Annotated in this window: 15 protein-coding genes; 11 read left to right on the forward strand and 4 right to left on the reverse strand. The window is 45.0% G+C overall.

Annotation, left to right across the window (positions count from 1 at the left end):
- The first annotated feature begins 2 nt into the window (after nucleotides 1–2).
- Nucleotides 3–1,895: a phosphoglucomutase gene (locus tag HNR50_RS13595; protein ID WP_184747316.1), complete on the forward strand. Its 1,893-nt coding sequence runs from the start codon at nucleotides 3–5 to the stop codon at nucleotides 1,893–1,895.
- 11 nt (nucleotides 1,896–1,906) lie between these two features.
- A complete protein-coding gene (locus tag HNR50_RS13600) occupies nucleotides 1,907–2,404 on the forward strand; it encodes a hypothetical protein (RefSeq protein ID WP_184747317.1) in 498 nt (165 codons plus the stop codon).
- Nucleotides 2,405–2,450: 46 nt separating this feature from the next.
- Here the strand turns inward: HNR50_RS13600 and HNR50_RS13605 are convergent, their stop codons facing one another.
- Entirely contained in the window at nucleotides 2,451–3,449 is a 999-nt protein-coding gene (locus HNR50_RS13605; RefSeq protein ID WP_184747318.1) for a tryptophan--tRNA ligase, read from the reverse strand.
- A gap of 132 nt (nucleotides 3,450–3,581) precedes the next feature.
- Here HNR50_RS13605 and HNR50_RS13610 point away from each other — a divergent pair, with 132 nt between their 5' ends.
- From HNR50_RS13610 to yihA, 8 genes are all read left to right on the forward strand, one after another.
- Nucleotides 3,582–4,268, forward strand: coding sequence for a response regulator transcription factor (locus HNR50_RS13610; RefSeq protein WP_184747319.1), 687 nt, complete (start codon nucleotides 3,582–3,584; stop codon nucleotides 4,266–4,268).
- 430 nt (nucleotides 4,269–4,698) lie between these two features.
- A complete protein-coding gene (locus HNR50_RS13615; protein WP_184747320.1) occupies nucleotides 4,699–5,865 on the forward strand; it encodes a hypothetical protein in 1,167 nt (388 codons plus the stop codon).
- Between the two features lie 84 nt (nucleotides 5,866–5,949).
- Nucleotides 5,950–6,531, forward strand: a complete 582-nt coding sequence (locus HNR50_RS13620; protein WP_184747321.1) for a hypothetical protein — start codon at nucleotides 5,950–5,952, stop codon at nucleotides 6,529–6,531.
- A gap of 213 nt (nucleotides 6,532–6,744) precedes the next feature.
- Nucleotides 6,745–7,965 carry an extracellular solute-binding protein gene (locus HNR50_RS13625; RefSeq protein ID WP_184747322.1) on the forward strand — a complete coding sequence of 407 codons (1,221 nt, stop codon included), beginning with the start codon at nucleotides 6,745–6,747 and terminating at the stop codon, nucleotides 7,963–7,965.
- Nucleotides 7,966–8,075: 110 nt separating this feature from the next.
- Nucleotides 8,076–9,086: a carbohydrate ABC transporter permease gene (locus tag HNR50_RS13630; protein ID WP_184747323.1), complete on the forward strand. Its 1,011-nt coding sequence runs from the start codon at nucleotides 8,076–8,078 to the stop codon at nucleotides 9,084–9,086.
- Nucleotides 9,086–9,931 carry a sugar ABC transporter permease gene (locus tag HNR50_RS13635; RefSeq protein ID WP_184747324.1) on the forward strand — a complete coding sequence of 282 codons (846 nt, stop codon included), beginning with the start codon at nucleotides 9,086–9,088 and terminating at the stop codon, nucleotides 9,929–9,931. Before HNR50_RS13630 ends, HNR50_RS13635 begins: the two co-directional genes overlap by 1 nt.
- 62 nt (nucleotides 9,932–9,993) lie before the next feature.
- Complete coding sequence (locus tag HNR50_RS13640; protein ID WP_184747325.1) at nucleotides 9,994–11,001, forward strand: LacI family DNA-binding transcriptional regulator; 1,008 nt, start codon at nucleotides 9,994–9,996, stop codon at nucleotides 10,999–11,001.
- Between the two features lie 34 nt (nucleotides 11,002–11,035).
- Entirely contained in the window at nucleotides 11,036–11,668 is a 633-nt protein-coding gene (gene yihA, locus HNR50_RS13645; protein WP_184747326.1) for a ribosome biogenesis GTP-binding protein YihA/YsxC, read from the forward strand.
- A 14-nt stretch (nucleotides 11,669–11,682) separates the two neighbouring features.
- Here yihA and HNR50_RS13650 read toward each other — a convergent pair whose 3' ends face one another.
- Nucleotides 11,683–12,876 (reverse strand): OmpA family protein, encoded by a 1,194-nt coding sequence (locus HNR50_RS13650; protein WP_184747327.1) that lies wholly within the window; start codon nucleotides 12,874–12,876, stop codon nucleotides 11,683–11,685.
- Nucleotides 12,877–12,996: 120 nt separating this feature from the next.
- On the opposite strand from HNR50_RS13650, the gene HNR50_RS13655 reads away from it, so the two are divergent.
- Nucleotides 12,997–13,524 carry a shikimate kinase gene (locus HNR50_RS13655; protein WP_184747328.1) on the forward strand — a complete coding sequence of 176 codons (528 nt, stop codon included), beginning with the start codon at nucleotides 12,997–12,999 and terminating at the stop codon, nucleotides 13,522–13,524.
- On the opposite strand, the gene HNR50_RS13660 is transcribed toward HNR50_RS13655, so the two are convergent.
- Together HNR50_RS13660 and HNR50_RS13665 are read right to left on the reverse strand one after the other, a co-directional pair.
- Complete coding sequence (locus tag HNR50_RS13660; protein WP_184747329.1) at nucleotides 13,515–14,909, reverse strand: glycosyltransferase family 4 protein; 1,395 nt, start codon at nucleotides 14,907–14,909, stop codon at nucleotides 13,515–13,517. The two genes, HNR50_RS13655 and HNR50_RS13660, sit on opposite strands and share 10 nt — an antisense overlap.
- A 2-nt stretch (nucleotides 14,910–14,911) precedes the next feature.
- Entirely contained in the window at nucleotides 14,912–15,535 is a 624-nt protein-coding gene (locus HNR50_RS13665) for a Crp/Fnr family transcriptional regulator (RefSeq protein WP_184747330.1), read from the reverse strand.
- Nucleotides 15,536–15,566 lie beyond the last annotated feature (31 nt).

Below are 15,566 nucleotides of genomic sequence, written 5' to 3' on the forward strand. Positions count from 1 at the left end.
CTATGCCAGTTATTAAAGACAAGAAAACAGACTTAACAATAATCGACACAGATAAAATCCCCTTCGGTAAGGACAGGCCGGACCTCTCAGAAGTCGCCGATGCGCTAAAGCCGATGATTCTCTCAGCTTCGGGATGGCGAAAAGTTTTCGCCGCTTCGGGCGATGAGGAAAGCCGGGAAGCCGGGTTGACCGGGGCTGATAAAGTCCTCGCCGGAGCCATGGCTTTTGTTTTCGCCCCCTTTCTCAAAAAACAGAGCGGCAAAAACAGCCCTGTTGTCACCATAGCCATGGACAGCCGCCCCACCGGACCTGCGCTGGCGGATATTCTGACCAGAGTTTTTCTCGCTCTTGGTGTGGAAGTTCAGTATCATTTTATCAGCGCGGCTCCCGAAGCGATGGCCTGGGCCGGTCGCAGCGGCCGCACCGATGGATTCGCCTATATTTCAGCCAGCCACAATCCGGTAGGACACAACGGTATAAAATTCGGATTGAATACGGGCGGCGTTCTGGACGGACAGCAGTCAGCTGAACTTATCAGCCGATTCAAAGACGTGCTGTCATCGGAAGAGCAGATAGAAGACATAATGGAACTGGCTGATACAGCCGATCGGGATCTTCTGGAGAAAACCTGCAATCAATCGTCCTATTGGAAAAAAGAAAGCTATGGCAATTACAAAATCTTCACCGACAGAGTCATTAGCGGTTCAGATGATCCGGATGAACAGCAGAAGATTCTGGAAGCCATATCCGCAGCCGCGGAGAAAAGTCCGGTTGGAATCATTGCGGAACACAACGGAAGCGCCCGCTCCCTTTCCATTGATAAAGAATATCTCGAAAGCCTCAATATTCTGGTTAAAACTCTGAATGATAAACCCGGTCTCTTTGTTCACCGTATTGTTCCCGAAGGATTTTCGCTCGATCTCTGCCGTGAAGAACTGGAAAAAGCCCATTCAGAAAACCCGGCCTACCAGCTGGGATATGTGCCGGACTGTGATGGTGACAGAGGAAACCTCGTTTATATAGACGAAAGCGGAGAAGCGAAGATTCTGGAAGCGCAGGAAGTATTTGCCTTGTCGGTTCTGGCGGAACTGGCTTTCCAGGAATGGACAGGATTATCCTCGGGAAAAACAGCTGTTTCGGTCAATGGCCCCACGTCCCTGCGGATAGAAGCTATCGCCGGAAAATTCGGAGCCGAAGTCCACAGAGCGGAAGTGGGAGAAGCCAATGTGGTAAATCTCGCAGTATCTCTCAGAGAGAAAGGTTATAATGTCCCCATACTGGGAGAAGGTTCAAACGGGGGCAATATAACCTACCCCGCTGCCGTCAGAGATCCCCTGAATACAGCCGGTGCCATGCTGAAATTACTGTCACTGAAAACCGTAGAGGAAAAGCCGGGCCTTTTTGAAATCTGGTGCCGGAAAAGCGGACAGATGGACAAGTTCGTCCGAAACTGTACCTTATCGGACATCATTAAAACTCTCCCGGTGTACACGACCACTTCAGCCTTTGAAGATCAGGCGATCATGCGGATTAAAACAGAATCCCATGGCGAGTTGAAAAAACGCTATGAAGAGAACTTTCCCCGAGAATGGGAAAGCCGCAGGAGCGAGCTGAATAAACGGCTCGGAATTACCAGCTGGGAAGAGATCAACAATGAAGGGATCCACAGCAGAACAGGCGTTGGCCCGCAATACCGCAGCGGCGCGGAAAAAGGCGGCCTGAAAATACTCTTCAGAAATAAAGCCGGTGACGCGGTTTCATACATCTGGATGCGGGGAAGCGGAACCGAACCGGTTTTCCGGGTTCTCGCCGATGTAAAGGGAAACAATCGCGAAATGGAACAGTATTTATTAAACTGGCAGAGAGAGATGATCGCTCTGGCGGATAAGGATTAAAAGAGGAAAAAATGAAAAAAATAGTATTGGCTTTAATCACGATTCTAGTCTTCACATCTTGCGCTACAGTGCCTGTACCGAAAGATAGCAAAGAATCTATGGCAGTAATTGTCACAGAATTCTTAAAAGAAACCAAATTGGACACTTTCGGATCCTATATGTTTGAAGTATCCAATGATGAAACCGGTTATTCCAAGTATTTTAGAATTACGAAAGACAATTATATATTTCTCAGTGGCCTGCAACAGGGAACATACGAGGTATCATATATCTTTGTATACGACAGCGGCAAAAGAGGATCTAGAGATCAGCTATTCACCTTCTTTGTAAATGAAGGAAAAGCTCGAATAGTAAACAAAAAAATAATAGTGAAACTATATAAAAACAGCACCAAAAATTATGCGACGATGACTAGATACACCAGGGATATCTCTCTGGCTGATCAGGAAAATATTAAAAAGAAGCTTTTTGAAGAGATGCCAGAACTGACTGCCTGGAGCTGGCAATAAAAAAAGAGACTGCTGAGAACACTATCTCAGCAGTCTCTGAAATGGTTCAGATAACACCAACAGCTTTTCGAAGCCTGTCCATCTTTGCGGAAGCCAGTTCTCTGGCTTTTTCCGCCCCTTCGGTTAGAACTTTGTCGATATAGGATTTATCATTCATTAATTCATTATATCTTTCCCGCATGGGAGAAATAAATTCGTTAAGGACATTAAACAGTTCGCCTTTTGCATATCCCCATCCCATTCCGCCGGCACGATAGGTTTCCGCCAGTGTTTTCTGTTGTTCTTCTGAAGCGAAAAGCTTGTATAAAGCAAAAACATTACAATTTTCGGGATCCTTGGGCTCTTCAACAGCCTGAGAATTGGTAACGATCTTGTTACAGAATTTTTTCAATTTCTTTTCCGGGCAGAACAAGGGAATATGATTGTCGTAACTCTTGCTCATTTTTCTGCCGTCAAGTCCATTGATTATCATAGTGGACTCATCAATGTATGGCTGGGGAATTGTCAGCAGCTGATCTTTGTAATTCCTATTGACCGCTTCGGCAATATCCGCCGCCATTTCTATATGCTGAACCTGATCCTTTCCGACAGGCACAAGGTCAGCATCGAACAACAATATATCAGCAGCCATTAGGATGGGATAAGTATAAAGTCCCATATTAATATTGTGATCATCGGGCTTTCCTTTTTCCCTGTTGACATCGACCTGGGCTTTGTAGGCATGGGCCCGGTTCATCAGACCTTTTGAAGTAAAAGCATTAATGAGAGTCGTCAGTTCAAAAGTTTCGGGAACGGCAGACTGCTTATATATGAGAACCCTATCGGGATCAAGACCGCTTGCGAGCCAGACAGCAGCGACTTCATATATATAATCTCTCAGCGTGTCGGCATCTTTGACAGTATTGAGAGAATGATAATCGGCAATAAAATAGCGGGCTTCATACTTTTCTGCCAGTTTCAGAGCCGGTTTGATGGCGCCGAGATAATTCCCGAGATGAGGCATTCCCGTCGGCTTGATGCCTGTCAATACGACTTTTTTTTCCATAAATCACTCCCGTAAGGCTGTATATAATTAGTAAGTGTTCATAATAGCCAGTGATATAAGTTTTCTCAAGCTCTGACATTACATTTCCTATCATCCATTGTCCTTTTTATAAAGTCATGTCAATATGGGGATATGTCCCATGTATTCATAATAGACAGCGATGATGAAATACGTGAAACCGTAGCAGGTTACCTGAGACTCTGGGAATTTGAAGTTTCGGAGTTCAAAGACCTGTCGGGAGTTAAAGACGGTTTGAAATCGAGAAAACCGGATCTGATAATTATTGAAACGACCTTTAATGAAGGCGATGGTTTTACCTTTATAAAAGAGATTCGCCAGAAGTCGGATATACCTATTATTATAATCTCGAAACGCAATACTGAATCAGACAGAATAACCGGTTTTGAAGTCGGGGCGGATGATTACCTGGTAAAGCCTTTTTCGACAAAAGAACTGGCTTTGAGAGTTATAGCCATACTACGCAGAATGAACTGCTTCATACAGGCTGTCAAAGAGAAAAAGTGGGTTCTGGGCGAAAACACTCTGGCCACCGATGAAAATGCTCATAAAGCCCTCCTTAACGGCAAACCCTTACGACTGACAACAGCGGAATGGAAAATCCTTATCTATCTGACGTCAAACGGAGGAGCAGTCGTTTCGAGAGAACAGATTCTCGACCGTTGTCTCGAATACTCTTTCGAGGGATATGACAGAACAGTTGATACTCATATTAAAAACCTCAGATCAAAACTTATTGATCCCCACTGGATAGAAACCGTTCGCGGATACGGCTACAGATTTGCCGGGACGGAAAGATAAAAAAAAGATATTGCTTCATCAAAGAAAGGGTAATAGAATATCGAAAGATATGTGTTATAAATAAAGAGCAATTTGGAAGCGCGAGCTAAACAATAGATAAGGCACTCAACACTCACACAATCTTCACCCAATCTTCACACAATTATAATTTAAAATTACATATTATTTCCCTTTGTCATATTAAAATGACATTAGAATTACAATTTCATATTTTGATCAGGATAATGAAAGTCTTGCTGAAGCAACTTCTATTTCATCTGATATGGGGACATTGAAAAAGTTTCCCAGGTAACAAAAAAAGTTCACTTTTTTAAACCCTTCACACAATCTTCACATTACATTCATAGTTTCAACACAAAGTAGCCGTAACATCGATATATCTAAATAAAGTTTACCGACCTCTGTGTCGGGAAAATTAGGAGAGAAAAAAATGAAAAAAGCTTTTATGCTTGTAGCAGCTATCGCTTTGCTTGCTGCTCCTGTATTCGCTGAAGTAGAAGTTACTATTTCCGGCGAAGCAACAACATCTTTCGGCTTCAACCTCGACACTTCCGTTTACGGAATGCTGAGCGAAGTTAGCTCTAACGTTGAACTTGTTGTTGGAACTCTTGACGGAGAGTCTATGGGAGAAGGAAACTGGTACGGAGTTATCACTCTTGAAGGTGCTGGTCTTACTATCGGTAACGATTATGAAGACGGAGATATGGTTATCCCCGTATACGAATACGATGATGAAGTAGATCCTGCTACATTCACTCTCGACAGCTACAAGAAATTCGCTGTTGTTATCCCCGATGTTACAGCTAAAATCACTAACGGAAACGCTTATGTACAGCTCCAGTCTGAAGCTGACTTCGATGCTGACTACGTAGCTGGTGTTGATAACGATCCTATGGAATTCACTGCTGCTGATACAAAAGGAAGCCTGACAGTTGGTGCGACTTTCGCTCCTGTAACTTTCGCTGCTGAATTCGGAATGGCTGGTAGCTACGAAGATGCTGATCAGGTTGACGGTGTTGCTTTCGGTTTAAACCTCGGTGTTGACCTGGCTCCCATCACTGTAGACGTTGCTTACGCTGGTGCATACGGATATCTTGCAACTCAGGACACTGGATTTGCTGTTCAGGTTGTTGCTGACCTCGCTCCCGTTACAGTTACTGCTGCATTCGACGGTATCGTTAACGGTGGATTCTCTTGGGAATCCAGTGTTGGAGTAGCTCTTGCTCTCGATCCTATCACTGTTGGACTCGACGGATACATCGCTGCTGGCGATATCGACACAAAACTGACTGTTGGTTACGCTGCTGATATGTTCACAGCTGACGCTTTCTTCGGTCTCTATGACCTGACAGCGACTATCGGTTGGGAAACTGGTATCGACCTGACAGTTACTCCTGTTTCCGGTATTGCATTCGCAGCTGGATGGGCTTTCGACAGCGCGTCTATCATGTCTGCCTATGCTAACGTTGCATTTACTGAGCTCGTTGACAACGTAACTTTCACACTTGGTTGGGAAAATGCTGACGATATGCTCGGAAACTCTGCTGACGATACTGACTTCGGACAGATCTTCGTTTCTGCAGGAATTGCATTCTAATTTAAACATAATTAACCATTATGTATAAACAAAGGGATCATTCGCAAGATTGATCCCTTTTCTTATAAAGAGAGGAGTCTGATAATGAATGACAATCGAAGTAAATTAAAATTGATCTTGGTTTTTGTTTTATTGCTACCTCTTTTTACTTCCTGCGTCACGACTCCGACACCTATTGAATACTCTATCGAGAATCCCTCTGTTATCGAAACAGAGGACGTCATCATTCGATTTACATTAATCCCTGAAGAAAAATCTCTGGAACTTTTCGGTGAAAGCGGTAATGTCTTCGGCCCCTACCCCGGCTTATTAATGAAGAAGCAATCCTACATTATCAAGATGGAAATTGAGGCGAAAAGATCTCCCCTTACCCTGGATCTGAGGAATATTTACCTGAAAGTTGGAGATATTTCCTCTCAATCTCGAAACAAAGCCCAACTGCTTAACGATTGGAAGACCTTTTTACGAAATACTAAAGATAGAGAGCATGCTGAATTCCTGACTGACAAGTATATGTTTTCCAATAAATTCACAGTAACAAAAGATCAACCGGCATCCGGTCTGATCGCATTTCTGAAGAAGTATCCCGAATCAGACGATATTTCAATCACAATCGGAATAACACCGGAAGGCATGCCTCTTCAGGAACTATCGATTAATCTGTAATAGTAATCGTTTCAGACAACAATTCCTTTTAAAAGACTCACCCTGCGCAACCCCTTGCACAAATTAACCATTCGCAATCGATCTACGCACAAAATTACGCACAAATAGCAAACTTTTTCTTGACTTAACCACTGAACAGAGAGATAATCACAATGCAACCGCTTGCACAGTGTGTTGCAAAACAAGGTATTATTAAATAAACAGGAGTTAATGATGAAAAAAGTATTAGTTGCTTTACTTGTACTTGCATCCGTTGCCGCACCTATTATTGCCGGTGGACAGCAGGGTAGCGAACCTAAAGGACCCGTAACAATCTCTCTCTGGACAAAAGAGGGCGAAGCAGATGGTGCCCTTCAGTGGGTTGAAGCGCTGGCTGCAGATTTCTCTGCTCAGCACGAAAATATTACAGTAGAAGTTCTTAACAAAGAAGTAGAAGCTCTCAGAGAAGACTTCCAGACAGCGGCTCTCGCCGGAACAGCTCCCGACCTCCTCTGGTCTGTTTCCGACCATGCCGGTCCTTTCACTACAGCCGGTCTTATTCAGCCTGTAGATGATTTTGTAGACACTTCAAAATATGTTGAATCAGTAGTCATGAACGGATCAACCTGGGCTGTTCCCATAGCGTCCGGTAACCACCTTATGCTTATGGCTAACAAAAAGTATGTGAGCGAGCTTCCCGCGACAACTGATGAGTTTATCGAAGTAGCAAAATCACTCACAAAAGACGATATGTACGGTCTGGCCTACAACCTCGGTGAAGCTTTCTGGCTCGCACCCTGGCTCGGTGGTTTCGACGGAAGCGTATTCGCTGCAGACGGTGTGACTCCCACTCTCGATACGCCCGCTATGCTCAACACTCTTAAATTCCTCAGATCCCTCAAGTTCGACTATGGTGTAACTCCTACAGAATCTGACTATGCAGTTGCCGATACTCTTTTCAAAGAAGGCAAAGCAGCTATGATCATCAACGGTGACTGGTCAATCGGCGGATACAAAGAAGCTCTCGGAGATGACCTCCTCATCGGCAGACTTCCCAAAGTTTCCTCTACCGGAAAATACCCCGCGCCTTACACTTCAGGAGTTTACTTCTTTGTTCCTGCTGATCTTCCCGCAGAAAAAGAAAGCGCTGTAAAAATGTTCATCGAATATGTTACTTCAGAAAAAGTTCAGACAGAAATGCTTGAAAAGCTTTCCAGACTTCCCGGTCTCAGATCAGCTCTTTCCAGCCCCGTTATCGAGAACGATCCTCTTATGAAAGGTTCCGTAGCTCAGATGGAAGTTGGAACGCCTATGCCTACAGTTCTTGAAATGAGAGCCGTTTGGGATGCAATCAACCCCGAACTTTCCGCTGTTATGGCTGGATCCGAAACTCCCGAAGAAGCTGTTAAAAAAATGCAGGAAGCTGCTGTTAACGGTATTGCCAACCTGAAATAATCAGTTTTTAGCAGTCATTGTATCAGACCTGAATCCCGGTTTTACAGCCGGGATCAGTTCTGCAAAGAGGAGAGGAGTCGTCCTCTCCTTTTTTTCAGATGGAGGAATTAATGAATTCACAAGTTGTTCTGACCGCTTTGGGACAGGTATCGGGAACAGTTTTCTGGATGCTGGTCGGCTTTCTGCTCATCGAAGTTTCAATCTGGGCAGTGGGAAACAAGGTCCTTAAGAACAAAAATACGCTAGTCGCCATGCTGGTTACGCCGGCCTTTGTAGGATTGGGACTCTTACTGGTTTTCCCACTTCTTTACGAGGTAGTATTGGCATTCAGTAACATGAATCTATACCATTTCAGGAATCCGGAATTCAGCCTCCTGAACGGTTTGGAAAATTTCAAAAGAGTTTTCACTAAACCCGTATTGCAGACTACGACCTTTTTTCCTGTCCTGCTCAGAACTTTTCTCTGGACATCTCAGGTATTAATCCACGCTTCGGTCGGAATGCTTCTGGCCATGCTTCTCAACAGACCGAACCTGAAATTCAAAAACATCTACAGAGCCATTCTAATACTCCCCTGGGCTATGCCTCAGGTTATTTCTGCTCTGACATGGAGAAGCGAATTTAACTTCGAATACGGTTTCCCCAATATATTGCTCAACAAAATCGGTTTGCCGGGGATACAGTGGAAAGCCGATGCCCTCTGGAACTTCATCGCCATGGTCCTTACCAATGTGTGGCTCGGGATCCCCTTTATGATGGTTATCTCTCTTGGAGGGCTTCAGAGTATTTCCGACGAATTCTATGAGGCAGCCGATATGGACGGCGCTTCGGGGTGGACCAAATTCCAGAAAATAACACTGCCTCTGATGAAACCCGTACTCGCGCCATCGGTAATGCTCGGTATTATCTGGACCTTCAACAACTTCAATATCCCCTACTTCATTAATGAAATGAAACTGGAATCTTCTGAAATTCTTGTAACCGCCCTGTTCAGAGCGGCTTTCAATTTCAGTCAATACGGTTTTTCCGCCGCATTCGCTCTTATCATTTTTGCATTGCTATTCTCTATGACTCTCATATATGTCAAATGGACAGGAGCTCTGAAAGGAGTAACAGATTAATGAAAAAACTTGGACACCAGGATCCTTTATGGGTCAAAATCATAATTCACACACTTCTTATCACAGCCTGTCTGGTAACGATTTATCCCATTCTGAGAATCATGACCATCTCTCTCAGGCCGGGAGACAGATTGATGTCAACGTCTCTCGCATTGATACCGCCCGACGCGACATTCAGCAATTACACGGCGGCGCTCTTTGAGAAAGACTTTTTCCTCTGGCTCTGGAACTCGCTTGTCATAACGCTGGCAACGGCTGTCATCGGTCTTACCCTGGCTTCGACATCGGCATATGCCATCTCCCGATGGAAATTCCCCGGCAGAAATGCCATGCTGATTTTTCTGCTGGGAACGCAGATGATCCCCGCAGCCATGCTGATGGTTCCCTTGTATCTTCTGGCTGCAAAGTTCGGTTTGATCAATACATACAGGGGTCTGGTCATTGCCTATTCAGTCAGCGCCGTGCCTTTCAGTATATGGATCCTCAAAGGCTATTACGATTCCATCCCCACAACACTGGAAGAAGCCGCCATGATCGACGGAGCATCGAGAATGTACACGTTCTGGAGAATCATCCTGCCTCTGACAACTCCGGCTCTGGCCATCGCCTTTCTTTTTAACTTCATGAACTCATGGAATGAGTTTATGCTTGCGAGGATCATGCTTCCCAAATCGGGAATGTTCACCTGGCCGCTCGGTCTCCAGTCATTACAGGGACAGTTTACAACTCAATGGGGGGTATACGCCGCATCTTCCATCATGATCAGCATCCCCGTTGTAGCTTTATTCCTCTACTCCTCGAAATGGCTTGTTAACGGGCTGACAGCGGGCTCGGTAAAAGGTTAGTATTAAACATACCCGGGAAATCGGTTTCCGGGTATACAATTCCGATAGATAAAGGACTTGCCATGGCTGTTACGATTAAGGATGTAGCTGATCGTGCGGGGGTATCCCCGTCTACGGTATCCAGGGTTATTCACAATAACCCCAAAATTAGCGAAGAGACAAAACTGATCGTCAATAAAGCCATGGAGGATTTGAAATATCATCCCAATGCCGTTGCCAGGAGCCTGGCCAACAGTTCGACTCAGACAATAGGGCTTATACTTCCCAACTCATCCGATGACCTTTTTACACGGCCTTTCTTTATCGAGGCGATGCGGGGCATAAGTATTTACGCTCAGAATCAGAATTACAATCTTATGTACTGTTTCAGTAACAGCGAAGAAGAGGAAGTCGAATTCATACGCAATTATATAAACAGCGGATGGGTAGACGGCATTGTCCTTTTTACAGCCAGAAAAGACGACAAGTGTATCTCTTATCTCCAGAGACGGGAATTTCCATTCGTCGTTATCGGAGAACCGGAAAACGGCGATGAAATCCTGTGGGTTGATAACGACAATGTTCAGTCCATGTACAATGTTACAAGTTACCTGGTGGAAAAGGGATTCCGGCGCATCGGGCTGATAACCGGACCTGACCAGTTCGCCGTAACCCGGAACAGACGGGAAGGTTACAGGCAGGCTCTGATATCCCGGAAAATTGATATTGTGGAGTCTTTAATCAAAACAGGAGATTCCTTTTCGGAGGAGACCGGATACCAGTGCATGAAAGAGCTTCTTTCTTTGAAAAATCCGCCGGAAGCTATAGCTGCTGCTGATGATTACCTCGCCTTCGGTGCCATGAAAGCCATGGATGAATCGGGAAAACAACTGCCCATCATCGGTTTCAATAACAGCCCCAGGGCGGATTTTCTAACGCCGTCTCTTTCTTCAGTGGATATTAATCCCGTACTGTTGGGTGAAAATGCCGTACAGCTGCTTATTAAAAGCCTTCAGAACAAAGTTCTGCCTTTTAAAAACGTCATTGTCGGAACCAGGCTAATCGAAAGAGAGTCAACTTCCAGCTATTGAACCGACAGTTATCTACGGTTATACTTGGCGACAAATGGCTAATATCAATTATAATAAAATAGAATTTCTCAAAAGCGCAGCATATTATAAGAACCTTCCGGAGGACAAAGGCATTGAAGTTGCCTTCGCCGGTCGTTCCAATGCCGGGAAATCCAGTGCGCTCAATACTCTGACAAACAGAAAGAATCTTGCAAAAACGAGCAGTAAGCCCGGAAAGACCCAGCATATAAATTTATTCCGACTCGATAAACAGCGGATTCTCGTTGACCTGCCGGGATACGGTTTTTCCAAAGTTAACAGGGCGGAAAAAAAACGATGGGAAGCCGAACTGACCCGATACCTGGGTGAAAGACAATGCCTCCGTGGTATCGTCCTGGTAATGGATATCCGCCATCCCCTGACGGAACTGGATCAGACTATGGTGGATTTTGCCCGGTCAACCGGAAGGGACCTTCATATCATCTTAAGCAAATCAGATAAACTGAAAAAAGGAAAAATCGCCGCAACGGTTTTAAAAGTCAAAAAAGACCTTAAAGACGACAGCATCAATATAACAGTTCAAGCTTTTTCCTCTCTCAACGGAACAGGTCTGAAAGAACTGAAACAGCAGCTCGACTTCTGGTACACAGAAGACAAGCCTCAAGCTGACAGTCCTGCAACCGATTGATTTCCGGTCATCGGTCAATCTTCCATAATAAGAATTTCGACACGACGATTTTCAGCCCGTCCTTCCTCAGAGTCATTTGAGGCGACGGGTTCTGTTCCCCCCATTCCCATGTAGAGAAATCTATCTTCCCCTATTCCCCTTTTTATCAGCTCATTGACAACCACCACAGCCCTGTCGATGGAAAGCTCGAATTGAGACTCTCTTGTACCGACATCCGCAGTGTGACCTTTCACCAGAAAAGACCGGTCATCCACAGTCTTCAGATACCGGGCCAGAGAATCAAGAAGGGGAACATCATCTGCCAGAAGAACGGCTTGATCGGGGAGAAAATGGAGATTTTTTAAAGTTAGAAGCAAGCCTTCGTCTTTCTGGGAAAGAGATATGTCCCCGGAGATGTCATCTCCCAGATCGCTCTGTAAATCAGCCATCAGCTTTTCAGCCATATTCGCCCGGTCGAGACCCCTTACGCCTTTGAAAAAGGTCAGAATGAATCCATTCTTTTCCAATGACTGACCATCGGTGAATTGGTGTATTTCCCTCATATTATCGCGGATAAGTATGGGTTCACCATCAAAAGCGGAAATGATTATTGAGACATCATGAGTCCCCGATATGTTTTTCAGTTCTGGATTGCCGTCGGGATCATCACCCTGATTGTAACGGACAGCATACTTCGCCCTGATAGAGTGAACATCCTGTCCCTGATAGCGGCTCAATCCTTCATAAACATATTCACAGTATACGGGAAAGCGGGTAACGGTCCCCTTATGAAGAACGACTTTTTCGCTGAAAGCAAGCCAGCTGTCACCTTTTGCCACGGGATCGGACGTATAGCTGGGGAAAGACCGGATTAAGGGGTATGTCTCATTTCTGTCGATAATCATTTCCCCGCTGGTGTATAGAGTGAAATCAGAGCGGTTTATTTCATCCACTTTGGACGCCTGTCTCGATCCGTCCCTGGTTAACTCTTCAAAAACATAATAGGTTGCGGAGACACGATAAGATCCGTCGGACTGAAGATCGGCACTGAGGATTCCGCGGTTTTCATTGTAAATGTGACCTTTATATGTACCATTCTGCCTCAGTCTGTAATCGGAACGCTCGATTACGCGGTATTTGCCCGCCGGAACAAAACTGAAATACACTTCACTATCAAGACTGGCGGAGAACAAGAAAACGAACAGCAGCGGGATAATTCCTCTCTTCATATTATTAAGTATAGGCTTAGATCATGAAGGTAGTAAAACAAAGCCGGTTGAAAAAGAATAATATCAGGTGATTTCTACTCCGGTACTTGATTTTTTCCCCTATGCAATGAAAATAGAATAATGCAGAGAATAATCCTTTCAGGAATCAAACACAGCGGAAAATCGACTGTAGGATGGGCAATAGCATCGCGTCTGGGGCTGTTTTTTGCCGATCTGGATGACCTTATATTAAGAGACGCCGCCGATTTCAGTTCAATAAGAGAGCTGTTCAGAGAGATCGGGGCTGATGGTTTTCAAAAGCAGGAAGCGGAGAGTCTCAATCATTTTTTTCAAGCAAACGAAGGGAAAGAATTCGTTCTGTCCCTGGGGGGAGGTACAATAGAAAACAGCCTGGCTCTGGAAATTATGAACAGAGATGATGTTACCTCTTATTATCTCGATGCCGATGAAAATGATCTCTTTAACAGGATTATCAGAGGGGGCATACCGCCTTTTCTCGAAGGGGAAGACCCCAAAAAGAAATTCAGCGATTTATATAAGAGAAGATCGGCACTCTACAGGAACTGGGCTTTCAGAATTATCGATACAAGAGGAAAAACTCCTGCTGAAATTACCGATGAGATAATCGATACTGTCGATCACACATAATAGTTCTTTTTACTCTTTTTCAATCTTTTCGCCGATGCTTTGATTTCATCGCCATAATCGGATAGTATCCTTTCCAGACTCTTCCTGAGCATTCTGAAACTGAACTCTTTCGACGCAATTCTGAAATTTGTCTCCACCATCTCCTGCCTGATTTTTCCATTGTTGAGAACTTTGTTCATATCGGTCAGATTCTTTTCCGTTATGATAAGTTCCCCTTCCCGGCTGTAATTGTCCCGTATCTCGACATTGCGAAAACCGCACATTTTAATATCGGTTTTATAGACGAGATAGGTCGTCGTAACGATGGGAACTTTAGCGGCAACAGCTTCCAGCAGCGCGTTTCCGAACCCCTCCCAAATGGGGAGATAAGTCACAAGATCGGCATTGACCAGGACATCGCGGTTTGTATAAATCCTCCCCTTCTCCGGATCCGTCCGTCTCGCCGATTCCACCCTGTCAGCGATAAAATGAAGGCGGACTCCTCTGTTCAGCGCCAGCTCGCTCAATGCCTGCAGATATGTATTATCCGTTTCATCCCCTTCATAAAGAGAAATGATAAAATGAACGCGGGAGGCATCCTCTTCGAACCGCTTCATATAGCGGCTCACCAATTCCACGGAATCTTCAATCCTTTTGCGGGGAACAACCCGCGTAGGCTGAATAAAGAGCAGATCATCGGCGGAAAATCCGAAATCCTCCCTGAAATGGCTGTTGTATTCATCACGTACCGGTGGGTTATCAAAATCCTCGCAGTTGTAAACGACATGGGGTATCACCCGTTTGATGGACCGGAGAATGTGCTCCGCGTAAGACGAAATAACCACATGTTCAACACCCAGATCCGTGGGAGGCATAATCTGATTGAGAAACGATTCTATATGGTTATGACTGAACCGGCTTCGCTCCCACCAGAAATCGTGATGATGGAAAATGACCGCCATTCTCTTTTCAGTCGCAAGTTTATGGATAGCCGTTCCGGCGAGAAGACTCATGGGCATGGCATTGGTGTTTTCACCGATGAGAACATCAATTTCCTTTTTCTGGATAAATTCGTAAATGGTTGACGCGACTTCGGTCCCCTTCTCTACCAGCTCATCCAGTAATGAGACTCTGCGATCCAGAGAGAGGTGCGGCGGATGTTTGGAAAGATGGGGAAAAACCATTTTCTCAAAGTATCTCTGCTCCTCGGAATCAAATCTGATTGATGGCAGTTCAAGGCAGTTTTCCTTCGGGACTTTTTTCAGAGGGGAAGAAAAGGAGCCGGCAATGGCAAAGATCTCATGCCCCAGAACGGTGAGAATCTCTATCCATTTATCCACTTCAAGAGAAACGCCGTCCACATCCCCCAACTTTCCGCTTACAAAACAGATTCTGAATTTTTCCATAGTCAGATCATCGCTTTCAGACCGGGCTCGCTGAGGATTTCGAAAGATCCTTTCCTCTTAGCGATCAGACCCTGATCAATCAGGCTGTCCGCGGCATAGTAGAGATTTCTCCGGCTCACATTAAAAACCGCAGCAAGAGACGTCATGCTCTTATAGTAATACCGCCCCCTGAGCTGGTCGGTCAGAATGATATAGGCCAGATAGTTTTCCAGTTTATAAGTATTACGCTTAGCCATCTTATCAACCAGTTCCATCAGGTTTTCATTGGATTTCCGCAGCATGAAAATGAGAAAATCGATCTTCTCTTCCAGACCGCGGTACACATTGAGCGGAATTTCAAGGAGAGTCGAATCCTCCAGCGCGATGATATCGGAAATAACGCGGTTGTGATAATAATGAAGCTCTCCTATGCTGTTAAAAGCCCGGGCGATCATAACCTGATAGGGGATGCCCGATCTGTCGCTATAGGTATAAGAGACTGTTCCGTCCATTAAAAACAAAACTCCGTCGGGGAGTCTGATCCTGGCTCCCTCTACATACGATCCGATACGGACGCGGTCTTTCGTCTCTTCATCAAAATATTTTTCCAGGGGTGATCCTGAAATTAATTCTTCAACACTTGCCACTCGAACCTCCGAAGTAGTCAAATTTAATTAT

The sequence above is a fragment of the Spirochaeta isovalerica genome (assembly GCF_014207565.1).
GTDB lineage: Bacteria > Spirochaetota > Spirochaetia > DSM-2461 > DSM-2461 > Spirochaeta_F > Spirochaeta_F isovalerica.

Excerpts from the sequence above, each read along its gene's own strand:
- HNR50_RS13595 (WP_184747316.1), top strand. The coding sequence starts at position 3 with ATGCCAGTTATTAAAGACAAGAAAACAGACTTAACAATAATCGACACA.
- HNR50_RS13600 (WP_184747317.1), top strand. The coding sequence starts at position 1,907 with ATGAAAAAAATAGTATTGGCTTTAATCACGATTCTAGTCTTCACATCT.
- HNR50_RS13605 (WP_184747318.1), bottom strand. The coding sequence starts at position 3,449 with ATGGAAAAAAAAGTCGTATTGACAGGCATCAAGCCGACGGGAATGCCT.
- HNR50_RS13610 (WP_184747319.1), top strand. The coding sequence starts at position 3,582 with ATGTCCCATGTATTCATAATAGACAGCGATGATGAAATACGTGAAACC.
- HNR50_RS13615 (WP_184747320.1), top strand. The coding sequence starts at position 4,699 with ATGAAAAAAGCTTTTATGCTTGTAGCAGCTATCGCTTTGCTTGCTGCT.
- HNR50_RS13620 (WP_184747321.1), top strand. The coding sequence starts at position 5,950 with ATGAATGACAATCGAAGTAAATTAAAATTGATCTTGGTTTTTGTTTTA.
- HNR50_RS13625 (WP_184747322.1), top strand. The coding sequence starts at position 6,745 with ATGAAAAAAGTATTAGTTGCTTTACTTGTACTTGCATCCGTTGCCGCA.
- HNR50_RS13630 (WP_184747323.1), top strand. The coding sequence starts at position 8,076 with ATGAATTCACAAGTTGTTCTGACCGCTTTGGGACAGGTATCGGGAACA.
- HNR50_RS13635 (WP_184747324.1), top strand. The coding sequence starts at position 9,086 with ATGAAAAAACTTGGACACCAGGATCCTTTATGGGTCAAAATCATAATT.
- HNR50_RS13640 (WP_184747325.1), top strand. The coding sequence starts at position 9,994 with ATGGCTGTTACGATTAAGGATGTAGCTGATCGTGCGGGGGTATCCCCG.
- yihA (WP_184747326.1), top strand. The coding sequence starts at position 11,036 with ATGGCTAATATCAATTATAATAAAATAGAATTTCTCAAAAGCGCAGCA.
- HNR50_RS13650 (WP_184747327.1), bottom strand. The coding sequence starts at position 12,876 with ATGAAGAGAGGAATTATCCCGCTGCTGTTCGTTTTCTTGTTCTCCGCC.
- HNR50_RS13655 (WP_184747328.1), top strand. The coding sequence starts at position 12,997 with ATGCAGAGAATAATCCTTTCAGGAATCAAACACAGCGGAAAATCGACT.
- HNR50_RS13660 (WP_184747329.1), bottom strand. The coding sequence starts at position 14,909 with ATGGAAAAATTCAGAATCTGTTTTGTAAGCGGAAAGTTGGGGGATGTG.